This window comes from uncultured Abiotrophia sp. (assembly GCF_963520105.1).
Classification (GTDB): domain Bacteria; phylum Bacillota; class Bacilli; order Lactobacillales; family Aerococcaceae; genus Abiotrophia.
In genome coordinates this window covers 66,259-87,716 of sequence record NZ_CAUQPN010000007.1, presented here as the reverse complement: position 1 = coordinate 87,716, position 21,458 = coordinate 66,259, and the positions used below count along the sequence as shown (strand labels likewise).

The 21,458-nt window shown below is 47.4% G+C and carries 21 protein-coding genes; 4 read left to right on the top strand and 17 right to left on the bottom strand.

The features are described from left to right. Nucleotides 1–144: 144 nt before the first annotated feature. The 10 genes from RWO08_RS07610 to RWO08_RS07565 all read right to left on the bottom strand — a co-directional run bounded on the left by RWO08_RS07610 (nucleotide 145) and on the right by RWO08_RS07565 (nucleotide 10,500). Nucleotides 145–3,741, bottom strand: coding sequence for a hypothetical protein (locus RWO08_RS07610; RefSeq protein WP_314211677.1), 3,597 nt, complete (start codon nucleotides 3,739–3,741; stop codon nucleotides 145–147). A gap of 42 nt (nucleotides 3,742–3,783) precedes the next feature. Continuing rightward, nucleotides 3,784–4,680, bottom strand: a complete 897-nt coding sequence (locus RWO08_RS07605) for a HAMP domain-containing sensor histidine kinase (RefSeq protein WP_314211676.1) — start codon at nucleotides 4,678–4,680, stop codon at nucleotides 3,784–3,786. Then, nucleotides 4,680–5,396: a response regulator transcription factor gene (locus tag RWO08_RS07600; RefSeq protein WP_314211675.1), complete on the bottom strand. Its 717-nt coding sequence runs from the start codon at nucleotides 5,394–5,396 to the stop codon at nucleotides 4,680–4,682. The genes RWO08_RS07605 and RWO08_RS07600 overlap by 1 nt, the downstream gene beginning before the upstream one ends. A gap of 33 nt (nucleotides 5,397–5,429) precedes the next feature. Then, nucleotides 5,430–6,743: a low temperature requirement protein A gene (locus RWO08_RS07595; protein ID WP_314211674.1), complete on the bottom strand. Its 1,314-nt coding sequence runs from the start codon at nucleotides 6,741–6,743 to the stop codon at nucleotides 5,430–5,432. Nucleotides 6,744–6,758: 15 nt separating this feature from the next. Beyond that, entirely contained in the window at nucleotides 6,759–7,238 is a 480-nt protein-coding gene (locus RWO08_RS07590) for a GNAT family N-acetyltransferase (RefSeq protein WP_314211673.1), read from the bottom strand. A 77-nt stretch (nucleotides 7,239–7,315) separates the two neighbouring features. Continuing rightward, nucleotides 7,316–7,771: a GNAT family N-acetyltransferase gene (locus RWO08_RS07585; protein ID WP_314211672.1), complete on the bottom strand. Its 456-nt coding sequence runs from the start codon at nucleotides 7,769–7,771 to the stop codon at nucleotides 7,316–7,318. Further along, entirely contained in the window at nucleotides 7,768–8,103 is a 336-nt protein-coding gene (locus RWO08_RS07580; RefSeq protein ID WP_314211671.1) for a competence protein TfoX, read from the bottom strand. The genes RWO08_RS07585 and RWO08_RS07580 overlap by 4 nt, the downstream gene beginning before the upstream one ends. Nucleotide 8,104: 1 nt before the next feature. After that, a complete protein-coding gene (locus RWO08_RS07575) occupies nucleotides 8,105–8,500 on the bottom strand; it encodes a hypothetical protein (protein WP_314211670.1) in 396 nt (131 codons plus the stop codon). Between the two features lie 4 nt (nucleotides 8,501–8,504). Further along, nucleotides 8,505–9,794 (bottom strand): DUF2130 domain-containing protein, encoded by a 1,290-nt coding sequence (locus RWO08_RS07570; protein ID WP_314211669.1) that lies wholly within the window; start codon nucleotides 9,792–9,794, stop codon nucleotides 8,505–8,507. Between the two features lie 310 nt (nucleotides 9,795–10,104). Next, the gene (locus RWO08_RS07565) at nucleotides 10,105–10,500 is read right to left on the bottom strand and encodes a hypothetical protein (protein ID WP_314064245.1); all 396 of its coding nucleotides are present in this window, start codon (nucleotides 10,498–10,500) and stop codon (nucleotides 10,105–10,107) included. 156 nt (nucleotides 10,501–10,656) lie between these two features. Here RWO08_RS07565 and RWO08_RS07560 point away from each other — a divergent pair, with 156 nt between their 5' ends. Further along, entirely contained in the window at nucleotides 10,657–11,301 is a 645-nt protein-coding gene (locus RWO08_RS07560) for an HAD family hydrolase (RefSeq protein WP_314211668.1), read from the top strand. A gap of 44 nt (nucleotides 11,302–11,345) precedes the next feature. Here RWO08_RS07560 and RWO08_RS07555 read toward each other — a convergent pair whose 3' ends face one another. The 7 genes from RWO08_RS07555 to RWO08_RS07525 form a co-directional block, all read right to left on the bottom strand. Beyond that, nucleotides 11,346–11,798 carry an HIT family protein gene (locus RWO08_RS07555; protein WP_314211667.1) on the bottom strand — a complete coding sequence of 151 codons (453 nt, stop codon included), beginning with the start codon at nucleotides 11,796–11,798 and terminating at the stop codon, nucleotides 11,346–11,348. Nucleotides 11,799–11,897: 99 nt separating this feature from the next. After that, nucleotides 11,898–13,232: a HAMP domain-containing sensor histidine kinase gene (locus tag RWO08_RS07550; RefSeq protein WP_314211666.1), complete on the bottom strand. Its 1,335-nt coding sequence runs from the start codon at nucleotides 13,230–13,232 to the stop codon at nucleotides 11,898–11,900. Beyond that, entirely contained in the window at nucleotides 13,229–13,885 is a 657-nt protein-coding gene (locus tag RWO08_RS07545) for a response regulator transcription factor (RefSeq protein ID WP_023391696.1), read from the bottom strand. Before RWO08_RS07545 ends, RWO08_RS07550 begins: the two co-directional genes overlap by 4 nt. A 310-nt stretch (nucleotides 13,886–14,195) precedes the next feature. After that, nucleotides 14,196–15,575 (bottom strand): ABC transporter permease, encoded by a 1,380-nt coding sequence (locus RWO08_RS07540; protein ID WP_314049996.1) that lies wholly within the window; start codon nucleotides 15,573–15,575, stop codon nucleotides 14,196–14,198. Between the two features lie 15 nt (nucleotides 15,576–15,590). Beyond that, nucleotides 15,591–16,241, bottom strand: a complete 651-nt coding sequence (locus RWO08_RS07535; RefSeq protein ID WP_035364132.1) for an ABC transporter ATP-binding protein — start codon at nucleotides 16,239–16,241, stop codon at nucleotides 15,591–15,593. A 13-nt stretch (nucleotides 16,242–16,254) separates the two neighbouring features. Beyond that, nucleotides 16,255–17,550 (bottom strand): ABC transporter permease, encoded by a 1,296-nt coding sequence (locus RWO08_RS07530; RefSeq protein ID WP_314211665.1) that lies wholly within the window; start codon nucleotides 17,548–17,550, stop codon nucleotides 16,255–16,257. 167 nt (nucleotides 17,551–17,717) lie between these two features. Then, the gene (locus tag RWO08_RS07525) at nucleotides 17,718–18,491 is read right to left on the bottom strand and encodes a MurR/RpiR family transcriptional regulator (RefSeq protein ID WP_314211664.1); all 774 of its coding nucleotides are present in this window, start codon (nucleotides 18,489–18,491) and stop codon (nucleotides 17,718–17,720) included. Nucleotides 18,492–18,618: 127 nt separating this feature from the next. On the opposite strand from RWO08_RS07525, the gene pfkB reads away from it, so the two are divergent. Genes pfkB through RWO08_RS07510 form a run of 3 tightly spaced genes read left to right on the top strand, consistent with a single transcriptional unit; the run spans nucleotide 18,619 to nucleotide 21,425 of the window. Next, a complete protein-coding gene (pfkB, locus tag RWO08_RS07520) occupies nucleotides 18,619–19,539 on the top strand; it encodes a 1-phosphofructokinase (RefSeq protein ID WP_314211663.1) in 921 nt (306 codons plus the stop codon). Between the two features lie 12 nt (nucleotides 19,540–19,551). After that, complete coding sequence (locus RWO08_RS07515) at nucleotides 19,552–20,961, top strand: fructose-specific PTS transporter subunit EIIC (protein ID WP_314211662.1); 1,410 nt, start codon at nucleotides 19,552–19,554, stop codon at nucleotides 20,959–20,961. Nucleotides 20,962–20,975: 14 nt separating this feature from the next. Beyond that, nucleotides 20,976–21,425: a fructose PTS transporter subunit IIA gene (locus tag RWO08_RS07510; protein WP_314211661.1), complete on the top strand. Its 450-nt coding sequence runs from the start codon at nucleotides 20,976–20,978 to the stop codon at nucleotides 21,423–21,425. The last annotated feature ends 33 nt before the right edge of the window (nucleotides 21,426–21,458 follow it).

Here is a 21,458-nt window from a genome sequence, read left to right as displayed (position 1 = left end):
TCTTCGGCTGCCTAGGCTACCAGATTTTCAAAAGACGTGACTTATAATAAAAGAAGCTAGGATGTAGGTCCTAGCTTCTTTTTATTCATAATATTCATATCTACTTGCATAGGCTTCAATTTATCAACACTCTATTATCGCTAGTTAGAATTCTCTTTCCTTTTCGAGTAAAATTTCATCTTGAAAAGCACCTACTAATTCATCAATTCGACTTACAAGATTAATATATCTAATATCATCAGAAAATATGTATCTGATTATCTCTAGTCGGCTAATTTGTTTTTCTAACACCGGAATTTGGCTTCCAATCCCACTAGTAAAATACTTATGAAAATGAATCTTCATGTACGTTGATAGACCGTATCCCCTATCTTTCATGAGATTATATGCACCTATCATATCATTTGGATCTAAAACTTCAGTACCTATATTAATTACTTTTATAAACTCTTCTTCATCCGAAGATCTACTTAATAGTTCCTGTATTAAATCCTGCCTATTCTTTAATAGCTCTTTCAAACACGAATTACTATAGTAAAATACTAAATCGCCCTCTCTTATAATATAAAGAGCAAACCTCATAATTAATTCATCAAAGAACTCATAATTTTTTAGTCGGTAAAGAATGCTCTCCAATATTTGTCCGTTAAGAGTCTTGTTTCTATATAGTTCCTTAAGTACTTCAAGTCCAAAGCTTAGATTATGTTCAATCAATAAGCCAAGTAAGGAGCAAGATTCATCTATAGGTTTATCTAGATTCGAAAAATAGAGACTCTCCAAGATGTCATAATTAATAACTTTTACTATTTGTTTAGCCTCTTCTTCACGTATATAATTTGGTATCCAAAAATATTCAGAATCAGATTTCAAAATACCTTTCGATAGAAAACCCGGACAGAACTCTTCAAATTTCAAAAAAGATGTAATCGAATAGTACAATGGGACTGAATAATCCTTCAATAGCTCAATAAGGCTGTCATATTGTTCTTTTGTAATCTCTTTTGCCATTATGAGAGTTGCTAACCGCCATTCACTTTTATGAAAATCTGGTATAAAACTTAATAGGACGCTATAGTTAAGAGGGGAAACTTCACGTAAAAAGTCGGACGGGTGGAATCCGAATGGCCTATAATTTGATTTTAACATAGCTTGGATAAATATACATTGTTCTAAAAACGGCAAATTTTTATATAGATTATACAACACATGTTCAACATTATTACCAGAGAGCTTTTCATCTACATCGGTTATTAGCTTTAGATTTACGAAAAATGGTTCCCATTCTTCCTCATATTCATTTGCAATCCTGACGATCTCTTCCTCATGTATAGGCTTATATGGATATGCTAAACTACGCGACGAAATAATGCCGTAAACCTTTTGACGCTCTGAAACTTCATATCCTTCAAAAGCTTTGCTACCAATTTGATTGGCTAACTCAGATAATTGATATAGTGCCTTCTCTTCTAATACAGAAAGATTTTGCATCTCACAGAAAAATGCACTTCTTATCTTCGCCAAATCAGATTTAATCATCTTAGAATGAGATTCTAGATATTGTTTACTGTCTACACTATAGTTTAGCAGCATATTGATAATGTATTTTCTATGTTCTAAGTCCCCCGATATATATATATTACTCAGATTTTCTAACATTGTTTCTCTATACCCTATGAGAACCTCATTGTCAGGAAATGTGTAAGTAGTATGAGAAAAATAATTTTCCATAAAAATAGCACTTTCGCGACGCAGCTTTAAAAAATCTTCGTACACAACGACATTGAGGCTCATTATATTTTTTATATCAAGATTGATAGCCTTACATAAGATTTCCATGGCTTCTTCCATAAAATAATAGTATCCGCCATTCTTTAGGAAATAGTTAAAACAATTGACTAATAAATTAAAAACCTGATCAATTATACTTGGCTTATGACTTAAGTATCCAAATAAGAGTTGCAACGAGATCTTAATGTGATCAGTCTCAATTAATGTGCTTAAAAGTATGAGTAGTTTATCGTGAACTGGATTATTCTTATTTGATATCTGCTCAATAGATATAGGAACTGGTAATATCTCTTCATTCGCCTGCAATATAGCTTCATGAACAAATTTGATTGTTTCATTCGGTACCAAAGAACCAAAAGACAACAGAAATTCTTCTCGAACCTCACAATCATCATTCGGTATTTTAGAGTAGTAAGTGGCCGCTCCCTTCTGAACGGCATTCCAAAATTCTTCTTCTTCATAATATGTTTGAGACTGAGCTAGTATTTCTACAAAACGCTTCCTATCGATGCTATATAATATTTCAAATAGGCGGATAATATCATTTTTTCTAGTACTCAAGTACTTGATTACTACATAATCACCTAAGGTTTGATCCGCAATCTTGCAAATGCAGTCATTATGAACATCAATGAGCTCTTTATTATGGAGTCCTTTGATTCGACCTTCTACCTCTAGATCATTCACTTGAAGTAACTTTGCTAATTCAGAATAAACTACATTTTCTTTTCTATCCTTATACTTAAGCCTATACAAAAAATAAACAATGAACAAGATATCTAAGTCTTCAGAATCTATTTCATTTGACAATAAAATATCTTCATAGTAATCCCTTAATATTTCATAATGATTCGCGTAAGTCTTCGATTTATCTTTTTTCGATAAAATTGCTGCCAAAACCAATAATCGAGGGTTGTTTTGTCCGGCCTCAATAAGATCTTGAATAGTCTTTGAATGAATATTGTCGTCCGAAAACTGCCTAATTAAATCTTTTCTTTCATCTAACCCCAGTTCTTTTACAGAGATTTTCATATATTGATATTTCTTAAGATATGACTCAATAGATTCTCTGGAATAAGATCTACAGGTTACGATAAATTTTATTTTTTCATCAATATTTAGTAATGAAATAACTGCCTCATAATCCGATACCAAATTGACATCATCCATGAAAACTACTGTATCTTTGCCTCCGTCAATAAATCTCTTAAGGTCTTGATAAGTCGCCTGTCCGTTGCTTTTTATACATAGTACAATGTATCCTTTTTTCTCCAGTTCCTTACATATTTCAATTCCCAATCTTGTTTTGCCCACTCCAGCATTGTCAGCTATTAGCAAAACTTGAACATCCGATTCTATTATAGATACATAATTGTCTACGCTCCCACCTAAATAATCATTTGAAATAGGTGCATTAGTTTTACTATGATCATGTATTTTTATGAAACTTTCAATATCCCATACTTGATCAGTAGATTCACTCACCCCTAAAATATCTCTAGCAATGTAATGATAACCAATATTTGAGTATAACGTATATGCAATCTCATTGATACCAATCAATTCTAATTCAAAAGGGCTTGCCTCTTCTTCAAATTTTGCTTTCTTTTCAGGCCCAATATTTGAGCTCGTATGACAACATATTATTTTTTCTATCTGTTCAGTACCTAAGCCGAGCTTTTCAATCTCTTCCTTTACAGACTTAATATCCCCCGATATTTTCTTTTCTACTTGTGAATGAGTCCCATACATCACAAAAATTTGCTTACCATTCGGAAGTACTAAATAAGTATCTGGAATTCCTTTTGTAGGCTTATTTGTTCCTTCTTGTGATCCTAATGCGTTAAGTTTATAGCCCGGAAACTTCTTCGCTAAAAAAGCGTCACCTAGTTTCTGAAATTCACCTCCACTCAGCTCTTTAATTTTATTCTCAATCGTATTTATCAGTGACATATGTGCATCTCCATTATAGTTAATGTAAATCTATATATCCTATTATTTAGGGAGTAAAATTATTACAGAAAAATCTAGATTCTTACTACTCAATAGAAGGCTTCCACCTAATAATTGGACCACTTGCTGACTAATATAAAGCCCCAGGCCAGAAGAAGACTCGACTTCTGACAGATTTTCTGAATAGAAGCGTTTGGTCAAGTAGCGGACCTGTTGGATGGGCTGGGCCATTTGGTTATCAAGGCGAATTTGCAGCTGGTCCGCTTGCGTGCTCAGGCTAATTCGCCCCTGGCCCTTGCCATGTTTAAGCAAGTTGCCTAGCAAGTTCTGCAGGACCCTCACCAGGAGTTCTGGGTCGGTCTCTAGCCAGATAGGACCTGGTGCCAGATCCAAATTGACCCTAAGTCCCGCCCTTTGGAAGGCTTCATAATAGGTCAAGGCCGTCTCCAACAAGAGCTGATGGACATCCACGCGCGCAAAGCTTGGCTTGACCTCGTGCTCCAAGACCCGACGATAGTCCAAGAGGGCCTCAAGCCTGCCCGAGACCTGCTTAAGTTGCTGGTGGACCTTTTCCAAGGACTGGACATCGGGTAGCTCTTGGGCTTTGACCTGCTTAAGGGCTTGCTGGGTATAACCCGAAGCAATGGTGAGCGGGGTCCGGATATCGTGGGCAATATTGCTGATGGCTTGGTCCAAATCCCGCCGCTCCTGTTGGCTGGTGAGCCGCTCGGCTTCCTGGTCCTTGAAGACTTCTTGGACAGCCTGGCTCAAGTCCACTAGAGTTCGACTCTGTTGGCTGAGACGCAGGCGCCCTTGGGATTTGGTCTGGCGCTTGGTCTCAATCTGCCGGGTCAGCTGACGGATGGTGTAGCTTTGATGAAATAAATAGAGGATGGTCCCCAGGAGACAGAGGCCTAGGCCCAAGCTAATTCCCAACATTAGGTCGCCTCCCCTCCTGGCCGGACGCCTTGAGCTAGGCGGACCCCTAAGCCCCAGACCGTCTCAATATAATCCTGGCTATCATCTAGCTGGCTGATTTTCTTGCGCAGGTTGGACAGGTGGGTGTTAAGGGTATTGTCGCCCGGAATGAAGGCATCCTGCCAGACCAATTCATAGAGCAGCTCCTTGGTAAAAATCCGCTGGGGCTCGCCTAGCGAGGTGGTTAAAATGCCAAATTCCTTTTTAGACAGGCGGACTACTTGGCTCTCACGACTGATTTCAAAGCTATCGGCCTGGAGTTGCAACTGGCCTAGACGGGTGGTCGCCTGGCTTGGCTGACTGCTAGCGCCCGCCTCATGGCCAGCTGTCCGCAACTGGACGGCCACCCGGGCATAGAGCTCCTCGAAGTCGAAGGGCTTGACCATGTAGTCATTGGCCCCGGCCAGCAGCATCTGACTGATCAGCTTCTTGTCCCCCAAGGCCGTCAGCATAATGACCGGCACCTGGCTAAAGGCCCGGATGGCCTCTAGGACAGCCTGGCCATTCATGCCCGGCAACATATAGTCCAGCAGGACCAAATCCACCGGCTGTGACTGGCAGTAAAGCAAGCCCTCTGTCCCGGCAAAGGCTGAGACCAGTTCATGTTCCTGGCCCAGGGACTGCTTAATCAGGTCATGAATATCCTGGTTATCTTCGATAATCAATATACGCGCCATAGCGGCCTCCTTTTATGGGATGGTTAACAAAGATTAGTCTTGGCTTGGAGCTGGACTTTCAGCTGGTGGGGCTGCTTGTTCTTGAGCTTCAGGTGTATGAGCTGCCGACACTTCTCTTGTAGCAACTTCTGATTCAGCAGATTCAATTTCAAGTGCTACTTCTTCAGCCACTTCTCTTACAGGTGCTTCTTCAGCCGCCTCTAGTTCTTGAACTTGGTCACCTTCTGCTGGCGCCCCTTCTAAGACGGGCGCTGGCTCTTGTTCCGGCTTCTTAAGCAAGTAAACTTGGCCGGCAAAAATCAAGCCAACTACCACTACTAGACGAACCAATTCCACGTCGTCTGTGGCAGGTGAACGCAAGGATAGGATCCAGCCTACTAAGAGAGGTAGATAGATTTTCCAAGTGGCAAAACCACCCAAGAATTCAGACTTTCTCTTAAAGCTCAGTAAGAGAATGCCCAGATAGTAAACAGCCAAGCCGGCATAGCTTAGGTCCACAATATGACTGATGCGTACATAAGGGGTCATAAAGCCACCCAAGGCAATAATGACAAGACTCAAGCCAATCATAATCACATAGTGGCTGTAAATAAAGCCAGCAGCTGACTGGTCGGCCCCTTGCGGCACTCGGTCGATTTGAACCTTATAGTGGAGAATGAGGCAGGCAATGAGGATAAGACCTAGTAAGGTGGTCGTTTCCAGAGATAGGAAGGTACCCAAGCTGAGGACAACTAAGCCGGCTGAGTACATCATGGTCATGAGCGAAGTGCGGTCCTTCAACCGGTCGAAGTCCAGGGCTGGCACTTGGCGGTCACGCAAAAAGTAAAATGGCGCTAACCAGCCAGCTAGAATTGCTACTACCAAAGCAGCGACGCCCCATTCATAAGACAACTTGGTGCCCAGCAGGAGCAAGCCCCCTTGAGCCAAGAAAATCAAGCCATGACTAGCGGCAAAGTATTTGTTCTGGTCGTCCTGGGCCTTGAGCCATTGAAGGCCGTAACGTAGGGCCAGACTGAGGCTGAGGAAGGCCAGACATGCTGACAAGAGGACCCAGCTATCCTTCCAAGAAGCCGTATTGCCTTTAAAGAGGAAGAGGAAAACGGTCATATCGAAGAAATGACAGACATAGTCCAGGGGCCCTTCCTTCAGGTAACGATTGTTGTAAGCGGCTTGGCTGAACCAGACATAGAGAATGACCGACAGAGTCAAGGCAAAACGCCAGATCAGGTTGGTCTCCAGGGGATACTTGGTAATATCTGCTAACATATAGAGCAGAGTGAACAGGCCGGTAACAAAAACAAAATCATAAAAAATTTCTAAAACTGAAACGCGTTTGGTTTCTAACATGGCATTCACCTCATTTTATTGATTGGTCTTGAGATATTTGAGTCGAAGTAAGCAGTGATTCCATTCATCCCAGAGATCTGGGAAGACTTCAATGGCCTCGTAGCCACAAGCCTGGTAGAAGGCATTGGTGGCATCATAAGCCTCATAATGACCCGGGGCCACCGTCTTGACCTGCAGATAATGATAGCCCTGGCTGATAGCATAGTCTTCAGCCACCGCCATGAGCTGACGCCCTAGTCCCTGGCCCTGATGGGCTTTGAGGACGCCCATGCAGTGGATTTCCAGACAGACAGGGGAAGTTTCTTGAAGGGTGATAAAGCCCCAGCCCTCCCCTGCTTGAAAGCAAACCCGGTCGCTGGCCTGGTCAATGTATTCCTGGGTGGAGTCGGGCAGACCAAACCATTCAGGCAGGTCGGCTAAGACCTTGGCCACTAGTTGTGAGCGATCTTGACCTGCTTCTACTAATAGGACAGAGTAAGTTTTACTTTCTCTCATGATAGTCACCTCGTATTGATTAATTAGCATTTAAGCATTTGAGTTGAAGTAAGCAATAGAGTTCTTGATTCTATGGATTAATTGATCTTGAGATACTTGAGTCGAAGTAAGCAGGGATTCCATTCATCCCAGAGATCCGGGAAGATTTCTATGGCCTCATAGCCACAGGCCTGGTAGAAGGCATTGGTGGCATCATAGGCCTCATAGTGTCCCGGGGCCACGGTCTTGACCTGCAGATAATGATAGCCCTGGCTGATAGCATAGTCTTCAGCCACCGCCATGAGCTGACGCCCTAGTCCCTGGCCCTGATGGGCTTTGAGGACGCCCATGCAGTGGATTTCCAGACAGACAGGGGAAGTTTCTTGAAGGGTGATAAAGCCCCAGCCCTCCCCTGCTTGAAAGCAAACCCGGTCGCTGGCCTGGTCAATGTATTCCTGGGTGGAGTCGGGCAGACCAAACCATTCAGGTAGGTCGGCCAAGACCTTGGCTACTAGTTGTGAGCGGTCTTGACCTGCTTGCACTAATTGAATCATGTCTTGTCCCCCTTTGGCTTTTTCTTAGGCTTGGGTGCCGGTAATTCAGGCCACATGGCTTCAAACAAAGCCAGGACATAGCCTGATTGCTCTAGGCCCTCCACCTCAATCATGGGCTTGGCGCCTGGATAAGGAAGGACATTGGCTTCTTTGCCTAGATAGGATAGGGCGGCAGGCACCGGCTTGACTAGCAGGCGGTTATCGTAGAGGCCGCCCACTAATTTGCCTTGATAGTAGAGCAGGTACTCGCCCATCATAGCCCGACTGGTGACCCGCTGGTCCTGCTGGCAAAGGTCTAGGATAAAGGCTAGATAATCCGGACTGGTGGCCATCCTAGTCCCCTCCCTTCAAATAGTCCTTAAGGTAGGTCAGATTGCCATAGGCTTCTAGCTCCAGGGGCTCAGTCGTCAAGACCATGCCTCGCCCAGCCGGGTCGCTTGGTACTTGGAAGGCCAGACCTAGACGGCCAGGTGCCTGGCCAGGTGCCCAGGCAATGTAGAGGGTCTTGAGGTAGCCGTATGTGGCATCCTCGGACTGGAGGACGGTCTGGGCATAAGCATACCAATCGCCGACCTTGTAGAGTTGGTTGAGGATTTGGTCCAGATAGTCCTGGCTGACCTGCCGGCTGTCTGGCACTAAATGGGGCAAGAGACGTAACTCTACGCTATCTTCGGCGATAGTAGCTAGGTCTATCTTGACTGCCCCCAAACTTCTGAGTCCTTCTAACACCTTATCACTCCTCTGTCGGATCCTTGGCTTGGTCCAAGGCCTGGAATTTGGCCTTCATGGTTGGGTTCTTGCGAGTCAGCTTCTTAACGCTGACATCATCCAGCTTGTTGTTGGCCAGGCGCAGCTGGTTCTCGCTGGTCAACAGAGCCGTCTTCACGGCCTCCATACGCTTGATGGTCTTGTCGATTTCCTCGATGGCTTTGGCGAAGTTGTTGCTAGCTGAGTTATAGTTTTTAGCGAAGGCTAGTTTGAAAGCGTTGAGGTCTTCTTCAAAATGGGTAATGTCAATATTCTGCTCCCGCATCTGGGCCAGTTCCTGCTTGTAATGGAGGGCATTCATGGCCGCATTGCGCAAGAGGGTAATCATAGGCAGGAAGAATTGGGGCCGAATGACATACATCTTGTCGTAGACATAGGACACATCCACGATTCCGCTATTATAGAGCTCATTGTCGGCTTCAAGCAGGCTAACCAAAATGGCATACTCGCAGCCCTTTTCCCGCCGGTCCTTGTCTAACTCCTTGAAGAATTGTTCATTCTTCTTCTTGCTGGCGGTCTCGTCGCCTTCGTTCTTCATCTCAAACATAATGGAGAGGATTTCGACACCCTGGTCGTCATACTCGCGGTAGATATAGTCCCCCTTGGAACCAGTCCGGGCATCATTGTCCTTGCCGAATTGGGCCTTGGGAAACATGCCCATACGGTTGCGATTGAATTCGTACTCGCAGTGCTGCTCCAGGCTCTCGCCAATCATCTTGGTGGACTGCTTGGCCTTGAAGTCCTTGTAAAACTCAATGGTTTCGTCCTTCTTGCGCAGCTCCAATTCGTACTTTTCTTGATCAGCCTTGCGCGACAGCTGGGCTTCCTTCTCCTGTAAGGCCAGCTGGTTGGCGACCGCATCGCGCTCCTTCTCCAACTGGGTCTTGGCCGTTTGCAGGGCTTGTTGGTGTTCCAACTGGGCCTGCTTGAGTTGGAATTCCAGGGCTTGAATGGCCTGGTCCTTGGCCGTCAACTGGCCCTGGAGGGCGGTCTCGGTTTCCTTTTGAATCAGGGCCTTCTCGGTCTCAAATTGTTGGATTTGATGTTGCAGTTGGCTTAGTTCCTGGTCCTTCTGGGCCCGCAAAGCCTGCTCCTGGTTCTGATAGCGCTGTTCGGCCAAGTCTAGGGCCTGATGGAGGCGAGCCTGCACTTCGGCATCGAATTCGGCCGTCCGCACCTGGGCTAGCAACTCGCTATATTGGGTTTCATTAATGGTAAAGTGGGTCCCGCAATGGGGACACTGGATTTCTTTCATATAAAACGGGGACTCCTTTCATCACTTTGTCTTCTCTATTATAACAAAAAAAGCCCCCGGCTTGTAGTGGGAGCTAGGCTTGGACAAGTGGCGCTTGCCTATTATTCGTGAATTGTAAGCGCCAAACTTGGAAAGGGCTTGGTGTCAGTTTAGTGAGGCCTCAAGCTCTGGCCTCGCTTAGCCAATCTTGGCTAGGGAGCGTGACCGGCTTCAGCCAGCCTGCTGGTCTATGGTGGCCTAAGCCTAGGACATAAAAAATGGCGGTATTGCTACCGCCATTAGCAACTTGCCAACTAAGCAAGTCTATTTTTTAATTATTTTTAGCTTCTGCCACATAGCTATGGAAGAGAGACGCATAGTGATCATATTGATCGGGGTAGCCCTTGCGCAAGTTACGCAGAAAAGCCCGTTTGACTGGCGTCGTATAACGGAAATGAATGTAGAAGAGCGCGATAAGCAGTGTACCCAGCAAGCCACCAAGGGATGAGAGGACAGACCCAAATTCGACACCCGGCTTGCTGAAGTATAAAACCCCTGCCGCTGCAAACAGGACAGCCATGATAATAATGACCCACTTAAAGTTCTTGTCTAGGCGTGCCTGCACCTCTGCTAATTCTAAAATCACACCTTGTAACTCGCCATCTGTATAGACTCCTTCACGTAGGTTACGCGCCGCGTCACGAGAGAGCACTGTCCGTGTTGCCATCTAATCATCCTTTCTAGTCAACTTAGATTAGCCTAACTATATCACTCTTTGCCTTCCGATTCAAGGCAAGCCCTCTTGCCTGATTCTTTGAATCCTCTAAATGACTATGATACAATGGGACAAATATAGCAATACCCACTCAATAGGAGCAAGCAAATGAACTACCAGCATTATTTTTTCGACTTTGATGGCACCCTGGCTGATTCCAAGAAATGTGTCATTCAAGCCGTACAGGAAGCCTTCCAGCACAAGGGTTTGACCCAACCCTCTCCGCAAGTAATCCTTAACTTCATGGGCATTCCCATCGAAGCCTCTTTCCCACAAATGAGTGACCAATCCTTAAGTCCTGATCAGCTTGAAGACTTATTTGCTGACTTCCGTTCCGCCATGGTGGCCTATGAACCAGAGGGGCTGGAAGTCTATCCTCATATCCATCAAGTCCTAGAACAACTCCAAGCGCAAGGCCGCCACTTATACATCGTGACCAGCAAAGCTGGACCGGCCCTAGAACGAAATCTGCATTTGCTTAACTTAAGCCACTACTTCACGGATAAGATTAGCTCCGACCAAGTCAGCCACTACAAGCCTCATCCCGAAAGTCTCCTAACCTTGCTTGAACGCCACCAGCTCGATCCAGCCCACTGCCTTATGATTGGGGATGCAACTTTCGACATTGACATGGGAAATGCGGCCGGGGTGGCCACCTGCGCTGTCACTTGGGGCAGCCATGACCGAGCACAACTTTTGTCCTCCAAACCCCTTCATGTGGTTGAGTCGGCGCTTGACTTACTGACCCTCTAATAAAAATACAGGCATCATGATCTTGATGCCTGTATTTTTTGCCTTTATCCTTCTAAAGCCTCTAGCAGTGCCTGGCGCATCTGGGTCAGCTCGGGTTCCTGCAAGCGCACGGACTCGTCCGTCATTTCCTCAAAAGGCACCCACCAGACGGGACCTCGTCCCTGATGGCCGTAGGTCCCCATATCGCCGGCGCGACGTGGGAAGAGATGCCAGTGCATGTGGGCATCGCCATTGCCTAGCAGTTCGACATTCATCTTCTCTGCCCCAAAGGCCTTGGCCACCGCTTCTTGAACCTGAGTCATTTCAGCTAGGAAGGCTAACTTAGTCTCAGGGTCTAGGTCATGCAGCTCCCGCACATGTTGCTTGGCTAGGAAGAGCGTATAGCCCTTGAAGTATTGGTGGTCACCCAAGACCACATAGCCAGTGGACAGTTCCTTAACTAGGTAAGGATTGCTGCCTTCCTTAATCATCTCGATTCGTTGACAAATTAAACACATGGTCTGGGCTCCTTTACTGCACTTTTGCTTTGACCCGATTATAGCATAAGTCGCCCTCTCATTCAAAAAAGCGCCCTAGGGCGCTTTTTTGACTTATGTCTAATCCTCCAGCACTTCTAGCTCGAAGCGCATGCCACCCTCGATGGCATAGAAGTCATGGGCAATATGATAATTTTCCAGCAGGTTATGAACCATATAGAGACCCAAACCGGTCCCCTTGTTGCCCTGTTGGTCGCTGTCCTGGTGACTAAAAATGTCATAGGCTGACTGAAGGGCTTGGTCAGACATGGGCTGACAAGGATTGTCAATTCTTAGCTTCTGCCCCTCCCGATAGATGCGGATGGTGCCGCCTGGTGTGGAGTAACGGACCGCATTGCTCATGAGGTTGGAGAAGACCTTGCGGAAGGCTGACTCACTCATAGCCAGGGTGGCCTGGTCGAGTTGGCAGTCAATCTGCAAGTGCTGAGCCTGGGCCAGGACTTCATAGTCAGCCAGGACCTGAGGCACAATGGTCGCCACATCCAGTGGTCCGGTCTCGGCCTGCCATTCTTGCAGTTTGGAGAGTTCCAGAATTTCCTTGACTAGGCCAGATAATTGGTCGACCTTGAGCATGGATTCATCCAAATAAGTGTCCCGGTCGGCATACTTGCCTACCTTCCAACGCATATTTTCTAGCATAATACGCAGACCTGCCAAGGGCGTCTTGAGTTCGTGAGAAGCACTGCGTAGGAAGTCGACCTTGAGCTTCTCTAACTCCACCATGCGCTGGTTCTTCTCTTCCAGTTCATCAATAACAGCTAGGAGATGGCCGTAGAGCTCGTTGATTTGTCGCTCCATCATGCCCAGCTCATCCTGGCGGATATTAGCAAAGAAAGCCGTCCGATCCAACTGCTTCATGCGCCCGGTCATGACCGCCATGCGGCTGAGAGGCCGAGACAGGCTGCGGGCGTAGACATAGGCTACCACCACTGCCAAAGCCACCGATCCCCCTAGGGACATAGGCAGTAAGGTCAGGGTCACCCGCGTGGCCTGGCGGACCACTTCGGTAGTGGCAACAAACTGAACTAGCAGGCGTTTCTTATCCCGCGTCACCACTTCCCGCTCTTCGATAATGACCGAGTTCTGGTCACTGTCCTGATTATAGTTGAGGTTACGGCCGAGTGTCTTGGTATAGCTAGAACCTTGGGGCTGCATAAAGGCCGTAATGCCCTCGTTCTTAGCATAGACTTCCAGGGCTGTCTCCACTTCTTCTTCATCGACTTCGGCCAGGTTTTGGACCATGGCATCGGCCTTGTGGCTCAAGTCGGTCTGGCGATCATTGAGATAGAAATGGGGAAAGACCAAATAGATGGAGAGATGGGCCACTGCCACCAAGGCTAGCAAGATGGAGATGGTCCAGATAAAAATTTTTGGAAATAAACTTAGTCGTTTCATTTTAGCTCCAATTTATAGCCCACATTTTTTACCGTGACAATACAATCCAATCCTAAGTTCTTGCGCAATTGCTTGATATAGACGTCCACTACCCGGTCAAAGGGTGGATCATCCTGATTGGCCCAGACATGGTCGAGAATTTGCGCCCGACTGAGGACTTGGCCTTGGTGGTCCAGCAAGAGCTTGAGAACTGCCAGCTCCTTAGGCTTGGTATCCGCCACTTCCCCCTTATAAGTCGCTTCATAGCTTGAGAAGTTGACTTTGCTGTCCTTGTATTCCCAGATGTCAAACTCGCCGTAATGGCGCTTAAGCAAGGCTTCAATGCGCTTAGCTAGCAGGGCAAGGGAGAAAGGCTTCTGAATATAGCCATCCACCAGCAAGTCGAAGGTCTTAATTTGGGCTTCTTCATCGGCCACCGCCGTCAACATGAGGACTGGCACTGTACTGGTTTTACGGATTTCTGCTAAGACTTCAAAGCCATTTTTCTTAGGCATCATAATATCTAAGAGGACCAGATCCACGGATACCTCCCCAAAGAGGTCCAGGGCTTCTTGGCCATCAGCCGCCTCCCAAACAAAGTAGCCTTGACTGCGGAGAAATTCGCTGACTCCTTCGCGGATGGCTGCTTCGTCTTCTACAATCATCAGATTCATGGGCGCACTTCCTTTCACATTAAAATCTTAAGTCAATTATACCACAGAAAGTAGGATTAGCCTGCGCAAACCCTACTTTCCATGGTAAAAAATATTATGGACTTCCTAGCCTACACTTGAACCAAATTCTGAACATTATCTACAAATGGAAGTCCTTAGGTGGAGAATAAAGGGGTATCTAGAACCCCTCATAGGCCGGTCAAGGCGTCATTGCTTGGACTGAGTGACGAGAGTATGTAAGTGACAATGACGGCGACTTGGCCGGTCTATGAGGAGTTCTCGATGACGAGAACTCACCCACATTTTTGGCCTATTGATGGTCGGCCAAGAGTGATTTAGGTTGCTTACGCATGAGGGTAATGGAAGCTAGGAGTACTGCTACCAGGATGACCACCAAGCCTAAGGCTACTACCCAAACCATATCCATGGCTTGTACTTGGACGGATAATTCGGTCAAGGTCTTGTTGAAGCTATCGATGGCTGCCCCGCCCCCAAGCGTGGTGTTCTTAGCTTCCGCTGCCAATTGTTGACCGATGCTTTGGTTGACACTTCCCAGAATGGTGTTCCCTACCCATTGGCTGACAGGTCCACCTAGGAGGAAGGCCCCCACAAAGCTTGCCAGGCTGACCATAAGCACTTCTACTAGGAATTGAGCCAAGATTTGTGGCTTGGTCATCCCTAGGGAGAGACGAATCCCCATTTCCTTACGACGACCGTTCATCCAGAGGAAGAGGATCAACATGAGAACAACACCTGAGAAGATCAGGCTGCCCAAGAGTAACTTGTCGGTCATGCCATAGACTAAACCAATTGATTTTTGCAAGGATGGGAAGTTTTGGCTGCTCTTAACCAAGCTGTATGCCCGCCAGTTAATGGACAACTTCTTAGCTTCAGACATAATCTTGTCTAAGTCATGGTTCCCGTCAACGAAGAAGCTAGCATCTTGATAGATAGCCGTCTTGTCTGTATAACCATAGAGCTTTTGAGTGGTCTCTAAGTCGGTCAGCAGGTTGTTTTGGTAGAGCTCTTGGATGGCCGTTACCCCACCCTTGTTTTTCCCGCTGAAGGTCCCCACGATGGTGACTTCAGTCGTTTCGTTAGCTTGCTTTTCATTATCGGCATCATAGATGTTGGACTTGAGCTTGAGCGTGTCCCCTACCTTGAGGCCGTTCTTCTTAGCAAATTCTTCGTGGACCATGGCCACGTTCTTGTCTTCAGGCTTAATGTGACGGCCTTCAGCCAACTTGAAGGTTTCGGCGCTAAAGCGATCATCCAAGGAAGAGTCATTGGTCCCGGTCAACATGGCTGCCTTACCGAAGCGACGTTGACGGTCGGCATCAATCCGTGGTAGGCCGTCTTGGGAAACCAGTTCCTTGTCCACTAAGTCGGCCACAATCCCCATACGTTTGACCACTTGGCTAATACCATCTAGGCCTTGAATGGCCGCGATGTCCTCACCACGCAAGTTCCCACTCCCGCGGTTGGTCCCTTGGTTGTTACGGCGATCGATTTCCATCGAGAAGGAAGAGCTGATGCCCTTGAAGGTTTCTTTGGAGGCCACGTCGGTTGCCCGCTTAACAGCCAAACTACTTAAGGAAACAGTGGACATGACTAAGAGAATAAGGAAGATAATCAGAGTCTTAAATTTTTTACGCCAGACATAGGCCCAAGCATTATTCAATAAACGCATTGTGCTTCCCCCTCTCTACTTGACTTTATGTCCGTTAGCAGCTTTCAGCTTACCATGACTGAGTTCTAGAACCGTATCCGCTGCCTCTGCTACTTGTGGGCTGTGGGTCACGACGATGACACATTTGCCTCGTTCATGGGCAGCTTGACGTAAAATGTCGATGATTTCTTGGGCGGTCCCTTCGTCCAAGTTACCGGTTGGTTCATCCGCTAAGATGATTGGCGCCTCGCTGGCCAAGGCCCGGGCGATGGCCACCCGTTGTTGTTGGCCCCCAGATAACTTGAGGACGTTACGATGAATTAAGTCTTGACCCAAGCCTAGTTGTAAGAGCAAGTCTTCGCTAGCTTCCGCATTGGCTAGGCGCACATTTTCTAGTGGCGTCAAGTAGTCAATCAAGTTGTAGTTTTGGAAGACCAAGCAAATATTGTGGCGGCGGTGGGCACTATAAGATTCTTGGGCAATGTCTTTGCCTTGGAAGAGGACTTTACCTTTGGTTGGGCTATCTAAGCCTGCCAAGAGGGATAAGAAGGTCGACTTACCAGCCCCAGATTTACCCACGACAGCGTAGAAGGTGCCAGCATCAAATTTGGCGTCTAATTCCTTGAGGACACTCTCTTGTGCCCCTTCATAACGATAGTAAATGTTGTCTAATTTCAATAATGTCATCATGATCACTTCCTTAACTGAGTTGTCCTAGGATTTCCTTAGGTTTTTTGGTGAGAATTAAGCCGGCACAAGCCATGACCGCTACTACGATAATGAGGAGAACGACGCCATAACTTGTTGCGACTAGGCCAGCCTGCCAAGTTGGGGCAGCAGCCGCGAAGAGTTTGCGGACCTGATCTGGCAGGTCATTGGAGACTAAGAGGCTGGAGAAGAAACTGTTAGCCAGTGGATAGGCGACTGCAGCTGCAATTGCCCAGGCCCCAATGGAGAGGCCCCAGAGCTCTAGCAGGATTTGGCCAATGATTTGGCCCTTGGAAATCCCGATTGAGAGCAGAATGCCGAATTCATGCACTCGTTCCCGCAAGCAGAAGAGCAAGACTAGGAAGAGGGTAATCACACTGACCACTAAGACCGCGCCGGTCATGAGGGTCATGAGAGACTGGAAGCTAGCAATAGGTGCCGCCACCTGGTCAAAAGCTTGGCTATTGGCTGTCAATTGGGTTTGGTCCCAATCCAGCGACAAGGCCTTAACGTGGCTAATGACTTGGTCTAGTTCCTTAGGATTTTTCACCCGATACTGAGCCAGACGCACTTGATAGTCGTCTGCTTGCCGCCCGTAGAGGGCTTGGCTGCTAGCGTAGTCGGTGTAGAGCCGGTTCTCGGTCAAATCGGAGCTAAGCCCGGTGAAGGTCTCACTGCGTTTGCCGCTATAGATCCCGACAATCTCGAATTCCTTGGCCTCCCCGTCCTTGGCTTCCCCACCTTCTGTTAGCTGGGTGCCCTTGAGACTAATCTTATCGCCTAGCTGGAGCTGATTGGCTTCTGCAAAGGCCTCGTGGACCATGACCTTGTCTTTGTCATCTGGCGTCAAGTGGCGCCCTTGGCTCAGGGTCAAGGCCCCGCTAGCAAAATCTAAGTCGGTCTGACTGTCTTGGCGACCTTGAATGGATAAGAGCTGATTAAAGATATCGTCGCCTTGGTCACGCTGTACGGCTTGTTGGGCCTGAATGACTTGGCCGGACTCAAACTTGGCCAGCCCTTCTGATTTGTACTGAACGTCTGCTACCCCTTCTACTTGAGCCACTTGACTAATGTCCGACTCTTTCATACCTGCCTGCAAGCCCTGACCTTGGAGCTGGAATCCCGCATTGGAGAGGGACAGGAGTTTATCTTGAACTTGTTGGGTACTAATCTGAATCGCGAAAACAGCTAAGACAGCGGTCGTGATCAGAGATAAGATGAGGAAAAGCAGCCCTACTCTGACTCGCTTACGGCTGACATAGGCCCAAGCACGCTGATACCATTTCATACGAGTCACTTCCTTTCTGCTGATTAAGAACTAACTATAGTATGCAACCCCTGTGTGAAGTTGATATGAAATTGTGAAATAAATTTTTGTCTTCTTCAATAAATGAAAAATCCAGCCCCTATCCTGGCTTGAGAACAGGATAAGGGCTGGGTTTTTATAGAAAAAAATTAGCTAGCTGGACCCCCAACTCGAATGGCATAGGCATCCAGTAAAATTCGACCAATAACCTGCAAGGGCAGGCGAGACCTTACTTCATAGTCAGGAAAATAAGAAATTTCTGATTTATAGCCTACCAAGCTAATATCGGCTAGCTGAGCTAAACTGGAGCCACCGTTAGCGGTCAGGAGAACTAGGGGGACTTCCTGGGCCACACAGGTCTGGGCAGCTGCCACCAACTCCTGAGTCTGGCCATTAAGGGAAATCAAGAGTACCAGGTCTTGATCCGTCAGGCGCTTGCTGATGGTACGAATAATATTGGGGTCGGTATAGAGCTCACAGGTCCGCCCTAACAAATGGAATTTGACTTCCATCTCACTAGCAATCAATTCACTTAAGCCGCGAGCAAAGAGATAGACCTGGCTAGCCCCTGCAATGGCTTGAATAGCATCTTCAATCTGGCGCTTATCTAAGAGGGCCAAGGTTTGCCGGACTTCAAGGTCATTTTTCAAGATAACTTCTTGAATCTTCTGATCATTATCATCCAGGATTTGAAAAGTGGTAGAGCTTGCCTGATCACCCCTGAGCTTCTGTTTAATCGCGTGCTTAAAGGCTGTAAAGCCATCATAGCCTAACTTCTTCATCGTACGGACAATGGAAGCCGTAGAGACATTGGCTTCTTGACTCAACTTGGTGATGGACAGACTGGGCACCTGGCCTAAATGGGCCTCCAAATAGGCTACAAGATGACGCTCGGTCGCCGTTAAATGTTCTAGCGCAAACATAGACTCCCTCCTCCGCAATTCTGTAAATATTTTCCTAGCTATCGTCGTATTTAGAAAAGATTTACAGGAAAACTTCTGTCATACTAAGTATAACAAAAGTCCCATCTCAAACCAAGGAGGTGATTAAATGATTTATACCTGTACCATGAACCTGGCCATTGACCTCTTCATCAAAACTCAAGACCTAGTCCCCTTCGTGGTCAACCGTACCCAAGAGGCAGATTACCAGCCCAATGGCAAGGGCGTCAATGTCAGCTTCATCCTTAAGAAACTGGGCCTAGACTCAACGGCGCTTGGCTTTAGCGCAGGTTTTACGGGCCGCTTTATCTCAGACCAACTGCTTGCAGCGGGTATCCAGACTGCCTTCATCCCTATTCCTGGGATTAACCGCATCAATGTCTTCACCCGCGTCACTAGCCAAAATCTGGAGTATAAGTTGGTGAATCAGGGGCCTAGTCTAAGTCCTGACCATATCCAGCAACTCCTAGCCCAGATTAAAAAGCTTAAACCCCAAGACACCCTAGTCATCTCTGGCAGTCACCCCCAAGGCGTCACCGATGACACCTATCTGGCCATCGGCCAAGCTGCCCAAGCTCAAGGCTTCCAACTCATTCTAGATATCTCCAGTCCGGTAGTCTTGGACCTCTTGCCTTATGGCCCCGCCCTGATTAAGCCTAATGATGAAGAGTTAGCCCACTGGTTCCAGGAAGAAGCCCTTAACCAAGATCAGCTCATCTATTATGGTCGTCAGCTCTTAGCCAAGGGCGCCCGCCAGGTTTTACTATCACTAGGTCCGGACGGTGCCCTCTTATTGACGCCAGAACTAGCCCTTAAAGCTTCGGCGCCCCAAGGCCAGGTCGTCAATACGGCTTGCGCCGGTGACACCTTATTAGCAACCTTCATCGGCTGTCGCCAACAAGGGCTATCCTATGAAGCTTCTCTAGTCAAGGCCGTAGCAGCGGGCAGTTCGACAGCCTTTCGACCTGGACTGACAGACTTCTCAGATGTAGCAGAACTCAGTAAAAGCATAGAGCTTACATATTTATAAGGAGGAATTTGCATGACCAAGTATGATTTGATTGCGGCAACCGGTTGTCCAACCGGGATTGCCCACACTTTTATGGCCCAAGAAGCCCTAGAACAAGCAGCTAAGGCGGCTGGCGTTACGATTAAGGTCGAAACTCATGGTCAAATGGGGATCGACAATGAATTAACGGCCCAAGAAATTGCGGATGCCAAGGCGGTCATTATTGCCGCTGACAAGGATGTCCAGGCTGAACGCTTCGTGGACAAGCGCATCATTGACGTCTCCGTTGGTCAAGGCATTAAGCAAGCCGCCCAACTGATTGAACAGGCGCTAGCGGGACAAGGCCAAGTCAAGTACCCTTCCAACCAACAAGTGGCAGCGGAAGATGCTCTCTTAGGGACTAGTGCCCCAAACCTTGGCGGCCAATCCTTTGGGCGAGATATCTATAAGCACCTCATGAATGGGGTCTCGCATATGCTCCCCTTCGTGGTCGGCGGTGGGGTGCTGATTGCCCTATCCTTTGCCTTATTCGGGATTTATTCCTTCGATCCTAATCATGAATCTTACAATCCAATTGCCGCTAAACTTAAGGACATTGGGGGCACAGCCATGGGTCTCATGACGCCCGTACTAGCAGCCTACATTGCCCAGAGTATTGGTAAACGCCCTGCCCTCGTCACAGGTTTCGTGGCAGGGACCATTGCCAGCACTGGCGGTGCCGGCTTCTTAGGCGGTATCGTCGGTGGTTTCTTGGCTGGATATACCATTCGCCTCTTAGAAGTCGTCTTCAAGGGCCTACCTAAGACCTTGGACGGGCTCAAAGCCATCTTCCTCTTTCCACTCTTCGGAGTGCTGATTACAGGGCTGGTTATGATGTGGCTAGTCACTCCAATGGCTGGCATAAATGAAGGCATGATGACCTTCCTACAAGGTTTCCAAAACTCTAACCCGATTATCCTGGGCCTAATCGTGGGCTGTATGTCGGCCTTCGACATGGGTGGTCCGGTTAATAAGGCAGCCTATGTCACCGGGACCGTTCTCCTAGCCCAAGGCAATACGGCCTTTATGGCTGGGGTCTCTGCAGCCTGCATTGCTCCACCACTCATTACGGGGATTGCGGTCTTACTCTTCCGCCAACGCTTCGATTCCAGTGAACGTAATGCAGGGATTGTCAACCTCATCCTGGGTAGTACCCATATCACCGAAGGGGCGATTCCTTTTGTAGCCAAAGACCCACTCAGAGCTATGCCTATTATGATGATTGGTTCTTCCGTCGCAGCCATCCTGACCTATCTCTTCAAGGTTCAAGTTCCTGCGCCTCACGGTGGTTTCCTAGTCCTACCAGTCGTGACACATCCCTTATTATGGGTCCTAGCTATCCTGATTGGTTCTGTCATTGGGGCGGTCCTCTTGGGCTTGTCTCGTCCAGAACCTAAATTGTAGGGGGCGAGAATTGCATGCTACTTTCAAATGACGCTATTTACCTCAACCAGACACTGACAAGTCAGGCAGCTGTCTTCGATTTTCTGGCCAAGCAAGCAGTGGCCCTGGGTGTCGCCACAGATTCAGGGGCAGTTCTAGCCAATCTGCAAGAGCGCGAGGCCCTAGGGACAACTGGCATGATGGATGGATTTGCTATTCCTCATGCCAAGGATGCGAGCATTAAGGAAGCTAAGGTCATAATTTTGAAACTAACTTCAGGCATTGACTGGCAAAGCATGGATGGCCAAGCCATTGACTTTATCTTTTGTCTCATGATTCCTGATTCTCAAGCAGGAACTACCCACCTCAAGCTTCTCTCCCAGCTAGCCCGGCTTCTAATGCGCCAACCGGTCAAGCAAGCGCTAAAAGAGGCCCCGAGTCCACAAGCTATTCTCCATATTTTGGCTCAGGAACTTGAATCCTAGCCAGCCAAGCTAAAAACCACCCTGCCATCAGTT

Excerpts from the sequence above, each read along its gene's own strand:
- RWO08_RS07610 (WP_314211677.1), bottom strand. The coding sequence starts at position 3,741 with ATGTCACTGATAAATACGATTGAGAATAAAATTAAAGAGCTGAGTGGA.
- RWO08_RS07605 (WP_314211676.1), bottom strand. The coding sequence starts at position 4,680 with ATGTTGGGAATTAGCTTGGGCCTAGGCCTCTGTCTCCTGGGGACCATC.
- RWO08_RS07600 (WP_314211675.1), bottom strand. The coding sequence starts at position 5,396 with ATGGCGCGTATATTGATTATCGAAGATAACCAGGATATTCATGACCTG.
- RWO08_RS07595 (WP_314211674.1), bottom strand. The coding sequence starts at position 6,743 with ATGTTAGAAACCAAACGCGTTTCAGTTTTAGAAATTTTTTATGATTTT.
- RWO08_RS07590 (WP_314211673.1), bottom strand. The coding sequence starts at position 7,238 with ATGAGAGAAAGTAAAACTTACTCTGTCCTATTAGTAGAAGCAGGTCAA.
- RWO08_RS07585 (WP_314211672.1), bottom strand. The coding sequence starts at position 7,771 with ATGATTCAATTAGTGCAAGCAGGTCAAGACCGCTCACAACTAGTAGCC.
- RWO08_RS07580 (WP_314211671.1), bottom strand. The coding sequence starts at position 8,103 with ATGGCCACCAGTCCGGATTATCTAGCCTTTATCCTAGACCTTTGCCAG.
- RWO08_RS07570 (WP_314211669.1), bottom strand. The coding sequence starts at position 9,794 with ATGAAAGAAATCCAGTGTCCCCATTGCGGGACCCACTTTACCATTAAT.
- RWO08_RS07565 (WP_314064245.1), bottom strand. The coding sequence starts at position 10,500 with ATGGCAACACGGACAGTGCTCTCTCGTGACGCGGCGCGTAACCTACGT.
- RWO08_RS07560 (WP_314211668.1), top strand. The coding sequence starts at position 10,657 with ATGAACTACCAGCATTATTTTTTCGACTTTGATGGCACCCTGGCTGAT.
- RWO08_RS07555 (WP_314211667.1), bottom strand. The coding sequence starts at position 11,798 with ATGTGTTTAATTTGTCAACGAATCGAGATGATTAAGGAAGGCAGCAAT.
- RWO08_RS07550 (WP_314211666.1), bottom strand. The coding sequence starts at position 13,232 with ATGAAACGACTAAGTTTATTTCCAAAAATTTTTATCTGGACCATCTCC.
- RWO08_RS07545 (WP_023391696.1), bottom strand. The coding sequence starts at position 13,885 with ATGAATCTGATGATTGTAGAAGACGAAGCAGCCATCCGCGAAGGAGTC.
- RWO08_RS07540 (WP_314049996.1), bottom strand. The coding sequence starts at position 15,575 with ATGCGTTTATTGAATAATGCTTGGGCCTATGTCTGGCGTAAAAAATTT.
- RWO08_RS07535 (WP_035364132.1), bottom strand. The coding sequence starts at position 16,241 with ATGACATTATTGAAATTAGACAACATTTACTATCGTTATGAAGGGGCA.
- RWO08_RS07530 (WP_314211665.1), bottom strand. The coding sequence starts at position 17,550 with ATGAAATGGTATCAGCGTGCTTGGGCCTATGTCAGCCGTAAGCGAGTC.
- RWO08_RS07525 (WP_314211664.1), bottom strand. The coding sequence starts at position 18,491 with ATGTTTGCGCTAGAACATTTAACGGCGACCGAGCGTCATCTTGTAGCC.
- pfkB (WP_314211663.1), top strand. The coding sequence starts at position 18,619 with ATGATTTATACCTGTACCATGAACCTGGCCATTGACCTCTTCATCAAA.
- RWO08_RS07515 (WP_314211662.1), top strand. The coding sequence starts at position 19,552 with ATGACCAAGTATGATTTGATTGCGGCAACCGGTTGTCCAACCGGGATT.
- RWO08_RS07510 (WP_314211661.1), top strand. The coding sequence starts at position 20,976 with ATGCTACTTTCAAATGACGCTATTTACCTCAACCAGACACTGACAAGT.